Annotated in this window: 10 protein-coding genes; 4 read left to right on the top strand and 6 right to left on the bottom strand. The window is 57.2% G+C overall.

Features of this window, described 5'->3' with window-relative positions; all coding sequences use genetic code 11:
* Positions 1-119 precede the first annotated feature (119 nt).
* From METAL_RS18440 to rnt, 4 genes are all read right to left on the bottom strand, one after another.
* Positions 120-548, bottom strand: coding sequence for an HIT domain-containing protein (locus tag METAL_RS18440; protein WP_005374801.1), 429 nt, complete (start codon positions 546-548; stop codon positions 120-122).
* A gap of 17 nt (positions 549-565) precedes the next feature.
* Complete coding sequence (locus tag METAL_RS18435; protein WP_005374799.1) at positions 566-1,594, bottom strand: M14 family metallopeptidase; 1,029 nt, start codon at positions 1,592-1,594, stop codon at positions 566-568.
* Entirely contained in the window at positions 1,585-3,012 is a 1,428-nt protein-coding gene (locus METAL_RS18430; protein WP_005374798.1) for a glutamate-cysteine ligase family protein, read from the bottom strand. Before METAL_RS18430 ends, METAL_RS18435 begins: the two co-directional genes overlap by 10 nt.
* A gap of 571 nt (positions 3,013-3,583) precedes the next feature.
* A complete protein-coding gene (rnt, locus tag METAL_RS18425; protein ID WP_005374796.1) occupies positions 3,584-4,213 on the bottom strand; it encodes a ribonuclease T in 630 nt (209 codons plus the stop codon).
* Between the two features lie 122 nt (positions 4,214-4,335).
* Between rnt and METAL_RS18420 the strand changes: the two genes are divergently transcribed.
* From METAL_RS18420 to METAL_RS18405, 4 genes are all read left to right on the top strand, one after another.
* On the top strand, positions 4,336-5,130 hold the full coding sequence (locus METAL_RS18420) for an MlaA family lipoprotein (RefSeq protein WP_005374793.1): 795 nt from the start codon (positions 4,336-4,338) through the stop codon (positions 5,128-5,130).
* Positions 5,131-5,282: 152 nt separating this feature from the next.
* Positions 5,283-8,333, top strand: a complete 3,051-nt coding sequence (locus METAL_RS21900; protein ID WP_005374791.1) for a putative Ig domain-containing protein — start codon at positions 5,283-5,285, stop codon at positions 8,331-8,333.
* A gap of 744 nt (positions 8,334-9,077) precedes the next feature.
* Positions 9,078-9,269 carry a hypothetical protein gene (locus METAL_RS18410; RefSeq protein WP_040578388.1) on the top strand — a complete coding sequence of 64 codons (192 nt, stop codon included), beginning with the start codon at positions 9,078-9,080 and terminating at the stop codon, positions 9,267-9,269.
* Positions 9,270-9,291: 22 nt separating this feature from the next.
* Positions 9,292-10,086: an MEDS domain-containing protein gene (locus tag METAL_RS18405; RefSeq protein WP_005374789.1), complete on the top strand. Its 795-nt coding sequence runs from the start codon at positions 9,292-9,294 to the stop codon at positions 10,084-10,086.
* Positions 10,087-10,441: 355 nt separating this feature from the next.
* Here METAL_RS18405 and METAL_RS18400 read toward each other — a convergent pair whose 3' ends face one another.
* Together METAL_RS18400 and METAL_RS18395 are read right to left on the bottom strand one after the other, a co-directional pair.
* On the bottom strand, positions 10,442-13,366 hold the full coding sequence (locus METAL_RS18400) for a DEAD/DEAH box helicase family protein (protein WP_005374787.1): 2,925 nt from the start codon (positions 13,364-13,366) through the stop codon (positions 10,442-10,444).
* Positions 13,363-15,510: a DNA methyltransferase gene (locus METAL_RS18395; RefSeq protein ID WP_005374785.1), complete on the bottom strand. Its 2,148-nt coding sequence runs from the start codon at positions 15,508-15,510 to the stop codon at positions 13,363-13,365. Before METAL_RS18395 ends, METAL_RS18400 begins: the two co-directional genes overlap by 4 nt.
* Positions 15,511-15,609: the final 99 nt, after the last annotated feature.

The raw sequence follows: 15,609 nt of genomic DNA, 5'->3' as shown, positions 1-15,609 counted from the left end.
TCACATTGAAAAAGATCGAAAGAACTTCCAAAAGCCCGCGTGGTGAAACACTGGGGACAGACCCATACCAGACACAGGTTCCGGGCGTTTCCTCGGTCCGGTGGTTCGGGATTGACCTTTTAAGTCTCGATCAAAAAATTTCCAAAACAGGCCTGCACCTGTTCTGTAATCGCAGCGATCCGATCTTGGGTATAAGGGATACGGTCGAATTTTCCCCATACCGGAGCAGGCCAAGCCGCGTCGGTCTTATATCTCACGATATGATGAATATGGAGCTGGGGAACCAGGTTGCCGATCGCCGCGATATTCATTTTGTCGGCCTGGTAGAAGGCCGCAAGATTTTCCGCGAGAAGACTCGATTCCGCCGTCAAGATGATCTGATCGGCCTGACTTAATTGATAAATTTCGGTCAGACCGGTTTTCTCCGGCACCAGAATAAACCAGGGATAACGGCTGTCGTTCATCAGCAGGAGCCGGCACAAGCCGAAGCGTCCGAGCGTGACGGCATCTTCCGCCAGGCGCGGATGCAGGGTAAAGGGTTCGTTCATCGGCGGGAGTCGTGGAGTCAGGAAAAATTCAGGCGTTCCATCAAATAACACAGGCAATCCTGTCGGATCACGCGTTCATCCAGCGTCAGCATCGAAGGCATCGTCGGGCGGGTGATTTGCAGGATGCCGTTGTTCAGGCGGAAGAACTGGCCGGCCACATCATGGCCCTGTTCGTCCTGGACGAGCAGGAGGGAGGAAAGCGGGACGTTGCGAGCCTGCCCCAGCACCGTGCCCGCCGCAATTTCGGTAAAATTCATCCGCTCCAGATCTTCGCTCAATAACAGGTCCGAGTCGCTTCGGCTGAAGCTGAACGAGACAGGGTCGGCAATCCGGACCTGCGCGACCGTATGGAACAGGTCGATGTCGCCGGCGTGCACCGGCTGCTCCGGCAACGCGGACAGGTGCAGGCAGCTGTCCAGGAACTCGAACGCATGGTCGACGCCGTATTGCTGGCCGGGCCGTCCGCATTCCAGGGTTACCGACGGGCATAATTCGGCGAACGCGGCCGACTGCACGCCGGTAGGGCGTCTGAAATAAACGACCAGCCGCCCGAACAGCGCCGCCAGTTGCAAAAAACGGTTATCGAGCCGGTTGACGCAGGCGTAATGCGGATTCAGGCCGGTATTGTTATGGATATCGATGCTTGCGAAGGGCCGGCGTTCCCGCATCGCCTCGAATACGGCCGCCGCCATCGCGGTTTCCGGGGAAGCCGGCAATTCGGTGCCGGGCCAGATGCGGTTGTAGTCGGGCTGATTTTCCAGGCGCCTGACATCGCGCTCGGCCGCCTCGACATTGCCGAAAAAGAGCGCGAGCGACCGCGGTAATTCCCGATCCCGGTATTTTTTGAGCAGGCGCTGCACGGCCATGAAGCCGGTCGGTTCGTTGCCGTGCAAGAGCACCGAGACGAACAGCGGCTCGTCCAGCCTGCCCGTCAGATGGATCAGCGTGGGTTTTGGCAACAGCGCCCGCAAACCTGCCGTGTCGATATCCGGCAAGCCGGCCGGCAGGCTGTTCAATTGGGTAAAAAGACGCTCCGTCACTGCCATTCACCGACCGGTTTGCCGCTGTTCTGATTTTTTAGATAGGAACGGGTCATCGCCGCAAAATCGTGTTGATGTTTCCTCGCATAGCGCCTTTGCCAGCCGCAGCCGTTTTGCTTGTTCGCGAGGCGTTGGCGGATGATTCCCAAATAATCGTCGATGTCGGACGCATTGACGCCGAATGACTGTAAGCCTTTAACCGCGCGCGGCAGGAACTCGGTTTGCAAAAGCTGCTCGATCCGGTGCCGGGAACCGTCGGACCAGACGAGCGTGCTGTCGAGGCCGTGCCGGGCGGCATGATAGAAGTTGTCCTTGGCCGCCGGGAAAGTCAGCGGCAGGCCATGCTGCATCGCCTGCTCGCAGAGGTTTTGCGCCAGGCCGAAATAGAACGCCGCATTGGCGATCGCATCGACCGGGGTCGGGCCGGAAGCCGGTGTCCGGTGCTCGATCCGGATATGGGGCGTGCCGTCCGCGTCGAAGCCGATCAGGGGCCGGTTCCAGCGCCAGATCGTGCCGTTGTGGAGGCGCAAATGCGCGAACTGTTCGGCGTCAGTGTCCTGATTGACCGGCAGCAAGGGCGGAAAATGCCCGAGATTTTCTTCGAAACATTCGAACACCGACTGCCGCAAATAGCCCGAGCCAAAGCTGACGCGATGCAGCGGGCCGCGCGCTGCCCCATTGTAACCGCCTGTTTCTGCGGCCTGTTCGAAGAGCGGAATCCGGGTTTCGTGCCAGAGCTCCTTGCCGAACAGAAACGGCGAATTGGCGCTGATCGCTACGACGGGAGCGGAAGCGATCAGCGAGGCGTTATAAAAATGGTGCGCCCATTTCAGCGGCAGTTGAATGTGCGTTTGAAAAGAGGTCGTCGCCGATTCGATCATTACATCGTAATGGTCGAATCTGAGATGTTCGAGGCCGTGGATATCGATATGGATCGGCATCCCGCGCGCCTGCAGGATCTGCTCGTTCAAGGCCCGGTAACGGTGCATCTCGGACATGTTGCCGAGGTGCAGGTCGCTTTGCGCAAGAGTCGGCAGAATGCCGATCATGACCGCGCTATGATCCATTCTTTCGGCATGGCGGACGGCGTTTTGCCAGGTGCGCTCCAGGCGCTCGTGCAACTGGCCGAAGACATTGCCGGTCAGGGGCGCCGGTTCGCAATTCAGTTCGAAATTGAACTTCGCGAGCTCGGCGCTGGCCAACGGATCGCTCAGCGTTTCCAGATACTGTTTATTGACCGGCGCGGGACGCATCGCCCTGTCGACCAGCCAGGCTTCGAGCTCGAACCCGGCAACGGGCGGCTGCTTCGAGCACGAGTTCCGTTCGATTACCTGCTTGAGCAAAGTCGTTTCCCGGGCGAGTTTCTGGCGGAAAGCGATAAAATCGCTTTCTTCAAACTGGGTCCGCGTGATTTCTTGTCCCATGGCGGAGTTCCTGGTTGACGGCGATAGTTCATCATACGGGCTTTTCAAAGGCAGCGTCAATGCTTGTAAAGTACGAAAGCGCTAAAAACTTCTGCAGTTCTCCCATTACAACGGCCTAACTTTTCCAGATACTACGCGCCATTAAAAAGTAGGCGGGAATTAAACCGAATGCTTACAGGGTGCTGCGAACTCCGCAGTTCGCCTGACCCAATGAACCCAAAACCAACCACGGCGTTGCCGGCATGAACGGATTGCCAAAAGCGGTTATCGCAAGGCTTTGATATTTCGGCTGTTAGAGGACAAAGTGCATTGGTTAACTGGCCGTTTACGACTCAAAAAGCACGGCGAAAATTGGCCAAACTCTATCCTTGTATTTCAAGTTAACTGACTCTATTAAGGATGGCCTACGTACGTAAAAAATAATCAACCCGTAAGGCGGAACGCGCCAGCGGTTCCGCCGTAGGATGGCGGATCGCCTCGGCAACCGCTCCCCGCGTTGCTCTAACTCCTGCCTCCCGGTAGTCGCGACGGCATCCGTCCTACACGCTTTGACCTCATGCCTGCACCGCGCTTAAAGTTTCCCTGCCGCCGTTTCCAGCTGCTTCCACCGGTTCACGATCTTGCAGAATAGCGCGGCGGTCATTTCCGCATCGTACAGCGCCGAATGGGCCTTCTCGTTGTCCCATTCGAGGCCGGCGGCTTTGGCGATTTTGGCCAGTACCGTTTCCTGATAGGCGAGACCGCCCAGCGTGGCGGTGTCGAAGGTGCTGAACGGATGGAACGGGCTGCGTTTGTTTTGCGTGCGCTGAATCGCCGCATTCAGGAAGCTCAAATCGAACGCCGGATTGTGCCCGACCAGGATGGCGCGGGTGCAGAGATTGCGTTTGACCGCCTGCCGGATGGGTCTGAAAATCATGTGCAGCGCTTCGTCCTCGTCGACCGCCATCCGGAACGGATGATAGGGATCGATGCCGTTGAATTTGAGCGCCGATTCGTCGAGCTCGGCATTTTTGAACGGAATCACATGAGTCGAATAACGTTCGGTGATCTCCAGATCGCCTTCCGCGTTGAATTCTACGATGACTGCCGCAATTTCCAGCAAGGCGTTCTTCTTCGGATTAAATCCGGCCGTTTCGATGTCTATAATGACAGGTAAATAACCTCTAAAACGTTTGCCTAGAGGAAGTGAGGATATATCCATTAAAAAAGGAATTAAGCGAGTTGATAGAATGAGGCCGTGGTGCGCTCGAAGAGCGGTTACATTTATGATATGTTACGCAAAGTTTAACGGTATTGAAACCATAGCGGAATAGAGTGAGCCAAATGCAAAAGTTTAAGATACTAATGAAATGGGCAATATTGGGCTTGGCATCGTTAGCGGCCGGTTGCGCGAGCGCATTGAAGGATGAGCGCGATCCGTGGGAAGGGTTTAATCGCAACATGCAATCCTTTAACGACAATCTCGACGACTACGTGATGAAACCGGTCGCGCAAGGTTATCAATGGATCACTCCCCACTTCGTCGATCGCGGGATTACCAATTTTTTCAGCAATATCGGCGATATCGGCGTCACGATCAACGACTTGCTGCAGATGAAAATGGCTCAGGGCGGGCAGGACGGCGCGCGCTTTCTGGTGAATACGACGGCCGGCCTTGCGGGTTTTATCGATGTGGCCTCGATGATCCACCTGCAAAAACATAACGAAGATTTCGATCAGACGCTGGGTTATTGGGGCACTCCGACCGGCCCTTATCTGGTGCTGCCGTTTTTCGGCCCCAGTTCGCCGCGCGGCGTGGGGGGCTTGATGGGCGATGCGGCGATGAATCCGATCAGTTACGTGAGTTTGGGCTTGTCTACCGGTATTTCCACCGCCATATCCGGTGGTCTCTTTGCGACGAATGCGGTCGACTTTCGGGCCGACAACCTCACCTCCGAGAAGATTGCCACCGAAGCGGCGTTGGACCGTTACGAGTTCTTCAAGAACGCCTATCTCCAGCAGCGCGAATATCTGGTGCACGACGGCAAGATTCCGCAGGACAAGGCGCATGAAGAGTATCACTTCAATATCGATGAAGAGCTGGATAAGGAGTTGACTCCGCCCGTCAGCCCTTATTGACCGGGACCGTTTCCCCGGTGCTTCGGAAACCTGACGCCCGAATACCCGGAAGGAGGTTCCCTACCGCATGTCATGCCGTTGCGCTGGCCGCGCATGTGAGCCGGCCCGCGCAGTAGTGGGCAGGCGATCCTGGCTTCTGCCGATCCTTTGTATTGTCCTCGCTCGATCCCAATTATTTCGTTTCCATTTTCGGCGCCGACGGCAACGCGGCTTCCGGGTTGGGTGCGGCATTCATGCCGGCGACCTCCGGTAACTACTACATCAGCGTCAGCGGCACGGCAGAAGGCGATTATGCGCTGAATCTGAGCGAATCGCCGGACGATTATACGAACAATCCGACCACGACCGGTATGATCGAAGTCGGCGGCAACGCGACCGGCATACTCGATATTCCGGACGATCAGGACTGGTTCAAAACGACCCTGAGCGAAAATACGCTGTATACGATGTCCGTCAATTATACGGAGGCCGGTGACCAGGATGTCGGATGGGTGTTCGTGTACGATGAGAACGGCGTGCCGGTCGGCGTGGCGGGAGGCAGTTTTATGCCGTCGGCTTCCGGCACTTACTATCTTGGCGTCGGCGGCACGGCGGCCGGTGCCTACACGCTGAATCTGACGTCGTCTCCGGACGATTATACCGACAATGCCTCCACGACCGGCACGGCTGCGGTCGGCGAAAGCGCCACGGGCATTATCAATGCGGACGGCGATCGCGACTGGTTTCAGGTCACTTTGAACGCGAATCAATTGTACGCCTTGTCGGCCGACTATACGGCGGCTGGCGAGCAGGACACGGCGCTGGTGTTCGTTTATGATGAAAACGGTCTCCCGGTCGGTGTGTCGGGTTCCAGTTTCATGCCGGCGGTTTCGGGGACTTACTATCTCGGCATCAGCGGGACTGCGCCGGGAGGTTATACGTTGAACGTTGAGGCGTCGCCGGACGACTACACCGACAATACCACGACGACCGGCACGATCGAAGTCGGCGGCAGTGCAAGCGGTATTTTCAACCTGGCGGGCGATCAGGATTGGTTCAAAGCCGCTTTGCAGGCGAATACCCTGTATGCGGTCACTTCCGATTCCGGGAGTGCGTTTTTCGTCATCTACGATGCGAGCGGCAACATCGTAGGGCAAACGGACGCAATTGGCACGAAACTCGGCTTTATGCCGGCGGCGTCCGGCGATTACTATATCGGCATCCGAAGTTTGACGGCGGGCGGTAATTACACGATCGATTTGGCGGCAGTAGACGACGATTATGCCAACAACCCGACGACTGCCGGAGTGATCGATACCGGAGTCGTCATTGATCCGAACACGCCGCCGACCCTCGAACATGCGCTTGCCGACCAAACGGCCGCCGAAGATAGCGTTTTCAGCTATTCGGTACCTGAGGACAGTTTTGCCGATGCGGACGCCGCCGATACGCTGTCCTATGCCGCGGCATGGGTCGACGGGGCGGGCGCACCGGTAGGCAGCGGGGCGCTGCCCGGATGGCTGGCGTTCGATGCCGAATCCAGAACTTTTACCGGTACTCCCGGAAACGGCGAGGTCGGCCAAATCCATGTCAAGGTCACGGCGACGGACAGCCAGGGCGCCAGCGTAGCCGGCACCTTTACCTTGACCGTTACGAATGTGAACGATGCGCCGGCTGCCGACGATGTGATGGTCAACGACATGGAAAATGCCGATTCCGTGAAAGTGACACTTCAGGGCAGCGATGTCGATAGCAGCGTGCAATACGTGGTGCTGAGTTTGCCGGCGCACGGCACGCTTTACAGCGATGCGGCCCTGACGGCGCCGGTTGTTGTCGGCGTGGCGTTTGGCGGGAACGAATTATATTTCGTGCCCGACGCCAATTGGAACGGTTCGACCGCTTTCGATTATAAAGCGACCGACGGCGCATTGGAGTCCGCCGCGAGAACCGCGACAATCAACATTGCCGAGGTAGATGTGGCGCCTGTCGCGAATGAGGTGTCCGTCGACGGTGAGGAAGATGCCGTTTCCATCGCGATCCAGTTGTCGAGCAATAACAATGCCGCCATTTATAAAGCCGCTTCATTGCCGCAGAACGGGACCTTGTACCAGGATGCCGCGCTCACTCAGGCGGTCGCGGTCGATACGCCGCTTGCCGCTGCCGTACTGTACTTCGTTCCGGACCACAACTGGAACGGGTCGTCCGACTTCGCTTATACGGCCACGGACGGAGCGGCGGCGTCGGAGCCGAAAACGGTTACGATCCAGGTGGCGCCGGCGAACGATTCGCCGACCGGCGCCGTTACTATCAGCGGGCAAACGTCGGAAGGCCAGACGCTGACCGCCGGCAATACGCTGGCCGACCCCGACGGCCTGGGCGTCATCGGTTATCAATGGTTGAGAAACGGCGATCCGATTTCGGGCGCGAACACTTCGAGCTACGTCATAGGCCAGGACGATTTGGGGCAAAGCCTGTCCGTGCAGGCGAGTTATACCGATGGCGCAGGCACCCTGGAATCGGTACTCAGCAATAGCCTTGCCATTCTGCCTGCGGTCAATGTGACCGGACAGCCCGTTAAAGGCACGTTGAAGGGAAGCGACGGCGGCGACGTCTTCGACAGTGCCGCCGCGCCGGGAGCCAAGCTGGCCGGCGGGAAAGGGGACGATACTTATATCGTTCACGATGCGGGCGCCAAGATAAAAGAAGCCGGCAAACAAGGCAGCGATACCGTCTATTCCGATGTCAGCTATACCTTGCCGAATAACGTCGAGAATTTGATCCTTACCGGCACGGGCAACATCAGCGGCAAGGGCAATGCGTCGAACAACGTCTTGATCGGCAATGCCGGAGACAACATACTGAACGGCGTGAAAGGCAACGATACCTTGACCGGCGGCGCCGGTTCGGACCGCTTCGTTTTCGACACCCCGCTCAATGCAAAGAAGAATGTCGACACGGTCACCGACTTCGTTTCGAACGAAGATAAAATCGCCTTGAAAGCTTCGCTGTTCAAAAAACTGGGGCCCTCGGTCGAGGCATCCGAGATTTGGTTCAAAGCCTCCGGCGAGGCGCAAGGCCAGAAAGCCTATCTGGTCTATGATGCAAATACCGGGGTATTGGCCTACGACAAAGACGGCAGCGGCAAGGCGGCGGCCGTCGAAATCGCCTTGATAGGCGTTCAGGTGCATGAAGAGCTGCAGGCGTCCGATTTTGTAATGATTTAACATTGCGTTTGGCGTCCATTTCCAAGCCTCGTTGGCTGGTTGGTCAAGGAGGCTTTTTTATGCGCAATCGCTTTTTCTCGCTTTTCTTTTGCATAATTATGAGTCATTCATAATGGTCGTTTGGTAAATCGACCCGAATTTGGGATAAGCCGTTAGGTCTGAGACAGTCAGATTGAATGCGAATTGAGCGCTGCATCGGCGTTGCCCCATCCACTAATTGCAGAGCAAATCCCCCTTGCCCCCTTTTTCAAAGGAGGGATGTCGCCAGCATGCCCGCTCTCTTTATCAAAGGAAGATGTCGGTTGGGCCATGGTTGAAGCGACTTTTGCCCTCGCCCCTTTGACCATGCAGCCTCCCCTCTTTTGAAAAGGGAGCGCTGGAGCATTGGCTACATCGACAACAATTAGCGTGTGACAATACCGCTTTCCCCCCTTTGAAAAAGGGGGCAGGGGGATTTATATAAACTGCTTTCACAGCATAACAGCCTTTAGCACTTAATCCGCATGTGACTTTGATAAATGAGCGCATGGGTTTGTCGTTTCTTATCCCGAACTCAGGTTAAATTAATGCTTTTTCATAGTTGTACACAATGGTAAAGTTGAACCATAAATAAATGCTTTTCGGTGGTCTTTACGCCCTTCTTAAGGTTCGAGTCAGGAGAGGAAGCCATGACGAGTGCGGCAGAACTCCATAACGACGAGACCGCGGACTACATCGGTCGCGCCCGGGACGCGCAGTAGCGCATTGAAGACCCGCAGGAGTAGGTCGACGGCAGGCTGGTCAAGCAAGCCGGCCTACAGTTCCGGAACGCCGGCCTATGGCGTCGGCAACAGCGTCCACGTGGTCGATGAGACCGCCGATCTCGACGAAGCGGTGCTGTTTAGGAGCTATCTCGCGCCGGATCAGACAGGCGGCGTAAAAAAGCGGACAACCTAATTATTTTTAGCGAGTTTTCGAGATGGGCGATAAAGAAAGATTGATGACGATCAGCGAAGCGGCCGACTTGTTGAAGGTAAGCAAGGCCTCGCTCAGAAGATGGAGCAACAGCGGAGTGCTGAAGAGCTACCGGGTCGGCAATCGCAGCGAAAGACGCTTCAAACTCGCCGATTTGCTGGCTTTCGTGACGACCGCAAACGGCACCTCATCGCTGCTGGAAACTTCCGGAAATGCCGCGGCTTCCGCTGAGAAGGCGGAGGCTGCTTTCCTGGGGCGCGAGCCGCGCAAACATATCTGTGCGTTTTACAAAAGTCCGAGAGAACAATGGCAGTTTTTCCGTTCCCATTTCCTCGACCATATCGGGAGCGACGCCCGCATCGTCTATTTGTACCACGGCGACAGTCAGCGCGTGATCAACTGGATCCGGAGCGAGGGGCTGGATTTTGAAGCCTCGCGGGGAGACAAGCGATTACTGCTGCTGTCCACGGCCGAATCCTACAGCATCGGCGGCTTTTTCAACACCGCGCGGATGCTGGAGTTCTGGCGGAACATCGCCGCCGAAGCCAAAGCGGACGGCATCAAAAAGCTGCTGCTGACCGGAGAGATGGGCTGGGCCCATACGGATCTGCCGGGACACGAACAGCTGATCTCCTATGAGGCCGAGCTTGACCAGATGCTCGAATCTCATCCCTGGATCACCGTGGTGTGCCAGTATCCGGTTTATCAGATCTCGGGGGTTACGGTGTATGACAATCTTTGTGTGCATACGCATGTGCAGCTATCGGATCGCCTCGCGCCTTGCTTTTCGCCTTTGTGACGGTTTTGTAAGCTGGTAGGGCGGATTCGCCGCCAGGCAATCCGCCACACATAGCTTTGAAGTCTATTGGTGTTTTGCTGTCGCGAAAACACCCTACAACGCTGGTAGGGCGGATTCGCCGCCAGGCAATCCGCCACACATAGCTTTGAAGTCTATTGGTGTTTTGCTATCGCGAAAACACCCTACAACGCTGGTAGGGCGGATTCGCCGCCAGGCAATCCGCCACACATAGTTTTGAAGTCTATTGGTGTTTTGCTATCGCGAAAACACCCTACAACGCTGGTAGGGCGGATTCGCCGTCAGGCAATCCGCCATCGCTTTGAAGCCTTCGGCGTTTTGCTATCGCGAAAACGCCCTACAGCTCCGATTTCAGGCGGTTCTGCGAATCGTGCAAAACCGGCGCGCTTAGGCGGGCGAAGTCGCAAAGCTCGGCCAGGCGCTCGCCTTTATGCCGCCATTCGTAAAACAGGCTTTCGCCCAGCGGCGCATAATGCCATGTCAAATGCGAACGCTCTTTGCCCGGCAACGCGTTGATCCTCTCGCACCAGGCCGCCGCCGCTGTCAGTTTTCTTTGCGCGTTCGGCGATGAAATCTGCGCTTGCGCCTGGGTTTCCACCAGATAAACCGCCTGGCCGGTACGCAGCAGAAAATCCGGCGCATAAAACGCGAACACGCCGTCTTCCCTGACATAGCGCCGCTTCGCAAAATCATGCCGGGTTGCGCTGATTTTACAAAATGCCCGGACGCTGTCGTCGAGGTTCGCCCACTCGATCAAGGCTTTCTCCAGGTCGCCATTGCGGGCGGCATAGGGCAGGCGCGGATAAATGCACTTGTCGACCGCAAGCGAACAGCTTTCCCGCATCGGCCATTGGTTAAGCTCCGACAGGCGCCGGTAATGCACTTCGCCCGTACTACCGGCATGCGTTTGCGCCGCTTCGAGCAAAGCCGGCGCCATTACTCGGGTGATGTGGTCGACGACCGGCTGCAACAGCAGCAGGCGCCAGTTTTCACCGTCAAAAGGCTCGAACGGCCGGCCGAACAAGCGTTCGCGAATATAGCTTTCCAGCCATCCGGCCAATTCGGCGGTATTGACTTGCTGATAAGGGGCGGCAATCCGGCTGCCTTTCGGTAGCGGCCGGCTGAGCGCCTGGGCAAGACGCCGGGTGAGGCGCGACAGAAAATCGTTATAGCCCGTTACCTTTATCACCGCGCCGTCGATGCGGTAATCGCCGAACAGCGCGCTGCTTTGCAAATCCCGGGAGACGAACGCATCGCCTTTGCCGAGCATCGCCTTCAGTTGCGCCGGGCTCAACGCGGAAAACGGCGGCAGCTTGCCAATAGCGAGTTCCCGATGTTCCAGCCACGCTTCCGCCTCATGCAAAATGAACGGTATCGCGAAATCGAACGCCTCGAAGCCTTCGCGCAAGTTGACCGAAATCATGTCGCCGACGCCGCTGGCGGTATGCCGTTCTTCGCCGACGGTTCCCGCCAAACCTTCCTGCAGCCATTCCGCGTAAAACGGCGCGAACGCCGGATGCTCGACGATCCAGAGAATATCGATCAGGCTGTCCGGTTCCCGGCCGCTGGCGATGCGTTCGCGGTTTTCACGCTTGCTGTCGGCGAATTCAGGCTCGCGCCACATCAGCCGCAAGCCGCGGCCGATGCTCTGTTCCAGTAAAACCGGCGCTTGCGAGGAACGCAGCGGCACGATCACGCAGATGTTGTTGACGTCGAAACCTTCGCGCAGCATCGATACGCTGACGATGATGCGCGGCGTAGCATGCCGGTCGACCTCGAACAGGCGTTCACGCACCCGCGCCCAGTCCTGTTCGCCCAGTTCGACCTTTTTGCCGGAGTCGATCGCGATGATATCCATTTCCGCCAGTCCTTCCGCGCGGAAGAAATTCACGACCCGCGGCAACACCGCCGCGTCTTCGCAGATCACCAGCATTTTCGGATGCCGGTTGGGATCGAGGCGGGCGAAACCGGCTTCCAGCTGGCGTAGCTTCTGCAAGCCGGCGCGCAGCATCACCCGCTGGCCTGCGCTTAAGATCGGATTGCCGTTCTCGTCGCGTTCGGCCTTGAATTCCAGCGGCAGCGCGCCGATTTTCTTGCGTTTATCCAATACCGGCGACTTTACCAGGCCCTGCCGCAGCGCGGTTTTCAGGTCGAAATCGGCGATGATGTGCGGAAAATACACCTTGCGTTTGTTTTTGCCGGAACCCACGGTGTTATAGGGCGTCGCCGAAAAATCCACTTGCATGAAGCGGCGGTCCTTGTTCTCGGCGATCCGCGTCAGGCTCGGTTGCCATTCCACCTCGGTGGTTTCGCTCTCGCGCTTGAGGTCGTGAATGTGAAGCGCCGCGTGGTTGAACACCATGAGCTCCGGCAGGCCGGCCAGAAAATCCAGTACGTCGCCGCGTGCGAAACGTTTGTCCAGCACGTCGAGACTATTCCCCGCCGCTTTGCCCGGCATGACCGGCAGCAGGGCGTTGACGACCGCTTGCGGGTCGGGCGCGGCGCCCGGCGTTTCCAGTTTGGTTTCGCCGAAGGCTTCCGTGCCGGCTTCCCGAAGCAAGTGCCAGTCGGCAATCGCGATCATGCCGTTGCCGGTGGTTTTCAGGCCGATTTCGGTTTTGTCGCAGACATTGCCGCGCACGAAATGGAACACCGCCTCGCGATGGTTTTCCGGCACGAACAGCTCGGCGTATTGCGCGATGTCCGAGGTCGCGAAATCGCGCCCGCCCTCCGTCTGCTTGCCGCAGAATGCATCCAGCAGGCGGTCGTAAGCGATCAAGCCGGGGGTTACGATCAGAAAATGCCGGGTAAAACGCGCGTCATCCACGCCTTCCGCGAGCGCCGCGTTCTTGTTCAGCAACTGCCAGATCAGCAAGGCCTGCAGCACCCAGGTCTTGCCGGTGCCGGCCGCCATTTTCAAGCAGTATTTCGGATGCCGGTGCTTGCTTTGCGATACTTCGGCCAAACGCGTGCCGGTCGATAGCGCAGCGGGCGCGGCTTGTCGATAAAGGCTTTGCAAGTCGGCAGCGGCATAAATTTCGTGGGCGGTGATAGTATTCAAAATCGCCTGTTTTTGCCCCGGATGAAAATTCAGGCTTCGTATCGCACAGGCTTCCTCGCCGAACCACCCGTGTAAAAGTGCGGCCGTGGTCGGCGTGACCTGGTCGAAAATAGCGGCAACGCCGTTTTCGAGGCCGATGCACAATTGCCGGGTTTGGTCGGTCAGCCCGGCAGCCAGCGCCAGTGGCGAATTGCCGCTCATGCGTCTACCTCGACGACGACTTCCGCTTCAAAGCCGAACACGTCCACCGCCCGCACGCACACCTTGCGGCTGCCGTTTTTGGCCGGCACGACGAGCCAGGCCAAGGTCGCCACACGCAGCGGGTCGTCGTTGTCGCCGCGATAATTCTGCCAGACCGAGCGGAACAGTTTGCCGTCGTAATCTGGGTCCACCGCCCAGTATTCGAGCAGCGCCAACGGTTCGCTGTCGATGATGCCGTGCAATTTGGCGCGGTTGGTTGCGTCGAGGTTGATGGCTTCCGGGGAGAGCAGGATGTAATTGTCGAGGGCGACGGATAAGATTTCGTCTTCGCCTTGCCGCTGCCTTTGCACCGGTTTGATGGTCAGATATTGCAAGCCGGCGAAACGCACGGCGCCTTTCAGCTTGTCGAGGCCGCCTTTCTTTCTCAGCCGGTCCGGCAAATCCGGCGGAATCACCCGGACTTCCAGGCGGTCGTCGTTCAACGCGGCAAGGGTTTCGCCGATGGATGGCTCGAAATTCCAGCCCAGCACCACGACTTTATCCCAGCCGCCCATCAGTGTGTCGCGCTGGGCGATGGCTTTTTTCAGCGTCGCCGCGCCGGTGAGTTTGTTGGGAGAATCGGCGTAGACCAAGGTTTTATTTTTTGCCTCGGCACTTGTGTAGGTCGGGTTAGGCGTAAGCCGTAACCCGACGTTTGCGGCTTCGACTAGTCGGGTTACGCTGTCGCTAACCCGACCTACGGACGCTGCGCCTGCGGGGAGATAACCCAGATTGTGCTCCGGATTGTCTTCCGGCGCCAGCGGCAGCGCGCCGAACAGTTGCAGGACGATTGGCGCCAGCTCGCCGATTTTGGATTGCTGTCCCAGCGATTTAGTGGCTTCGGCCTGATAATCGCCGATGGCCTGATACAAAAACGGCCGGGCGTTCCGGTCGATCAGGCGCTTGCGCATGATCATGCAGGCCGGTTTGCCGAGATCGGCGGTAATCCAGCGGCGGCCCAACTTCTCCGCGACCGCGGCGGTGGTGCCGGAACCGCCGAAGAAGTCGGCGACTAAACCTTTTTCGGGGCAGGCATGTTGAAGAATTCGTTTGAGCAATTGTTCAGGTTTTTGTGTTGCGTAGTCGACGCGTTCAATCGCGGCGGGGTTGATCATGGAGATATTCCAAATACCGCCATCCCATACATCGGCCAGTGAGCTTCCGGTCGCCTCACCATCTGCACGGGTTGCGGGGCGCTTACCCGACTCATCAAAAACGGTTTGCCGTTTCTTTTCTTTCCCTGGTTTTAAAGTCCCCGCCGGCTGTTCTTGAAATTCGGTAATGAAGTGACGATTTTCCGCATTTTTCCCATACCAAAAAATGGTGTCGTGGTTACGTTGGAAGTTTTTTGATTGAGGAGACCATTTTCGGTAATGCCAAATGATCTCGTTAATGAAATGATCCTTCCCGAACACCTCGTCCAGAACCAATTTTACATAATGCCCCACATGCCAATCCAGATGTACATAGATCGAGCCGGTGTCGCGCAATAGCTCGCGCATCAGGATCAGGCGCGGCGTGATCATCGCCAGATAGGACGCCGTGCCGTCCGCCCAGGTATCGGAATAGGCGAACTGTTCGATCACGGCCGGTTTTTGTTCCAGTTCCATGCCGGGCAGGGTGATTTTGGTGCGGCAGTCGGCTTTGGAATCGAACGGTGGGTCGATGTAGATCAGATCGATTTTGCCGCGCAGGCTGGGCGTCTCGTCGTCGCCGGCCAGCAGTGCGGCCATCGCCAGCAGATTATCGCCGTGGATCAGGCGATTGCGCCAAGTTTGATCCGATGTGTAGGTCGGGTTACGACTTGCAGGGATGCCACCATTAAAGGGTGGTCTATGGACAGAGCTAGAGCAATGCAGGAGCAATTGCCGAGGCGTTAGCCGTAACCCGACATTTGTGGCTTCGACTTGTCGGGTTACGCTATCGCTAACCCGACCTACGCTTTGAAACAAATCATTCTGGGTATTGTCTCTGGCAGACAACACCCATTCGCGGGTTTGCAGTGTGATGCGGTGACGGCCTTCCAGGCTTTCCAATATTTTTTCGGCAGTTTGCCGCCCTTCGGCGACGATGCCGGGAAGTTGTTCGAGCAGGCCTTTTGCCATGTTTTCATCCTGAGACGGCAAACCCAAACGGTTAAACCAAGAGTTCAATTAAAAATTTAACAAATAATACAACAAAAAGTTGGATGGGATGGCTATAAA

This window comes from Methylomicrobium album BG8, from assembly GCF_000214275.2.
GTDB lineage: Bacteria > Pseudomonadota > Gammaproteobacteria > Methylococcales > Methylomonadaceae > Methylomicrobium > Methylomicrobium agile.
Note: the sequence above shows the minus strand (reverse complement) of the source record. Positions and strands in the feature narration are given on the sequence as shown.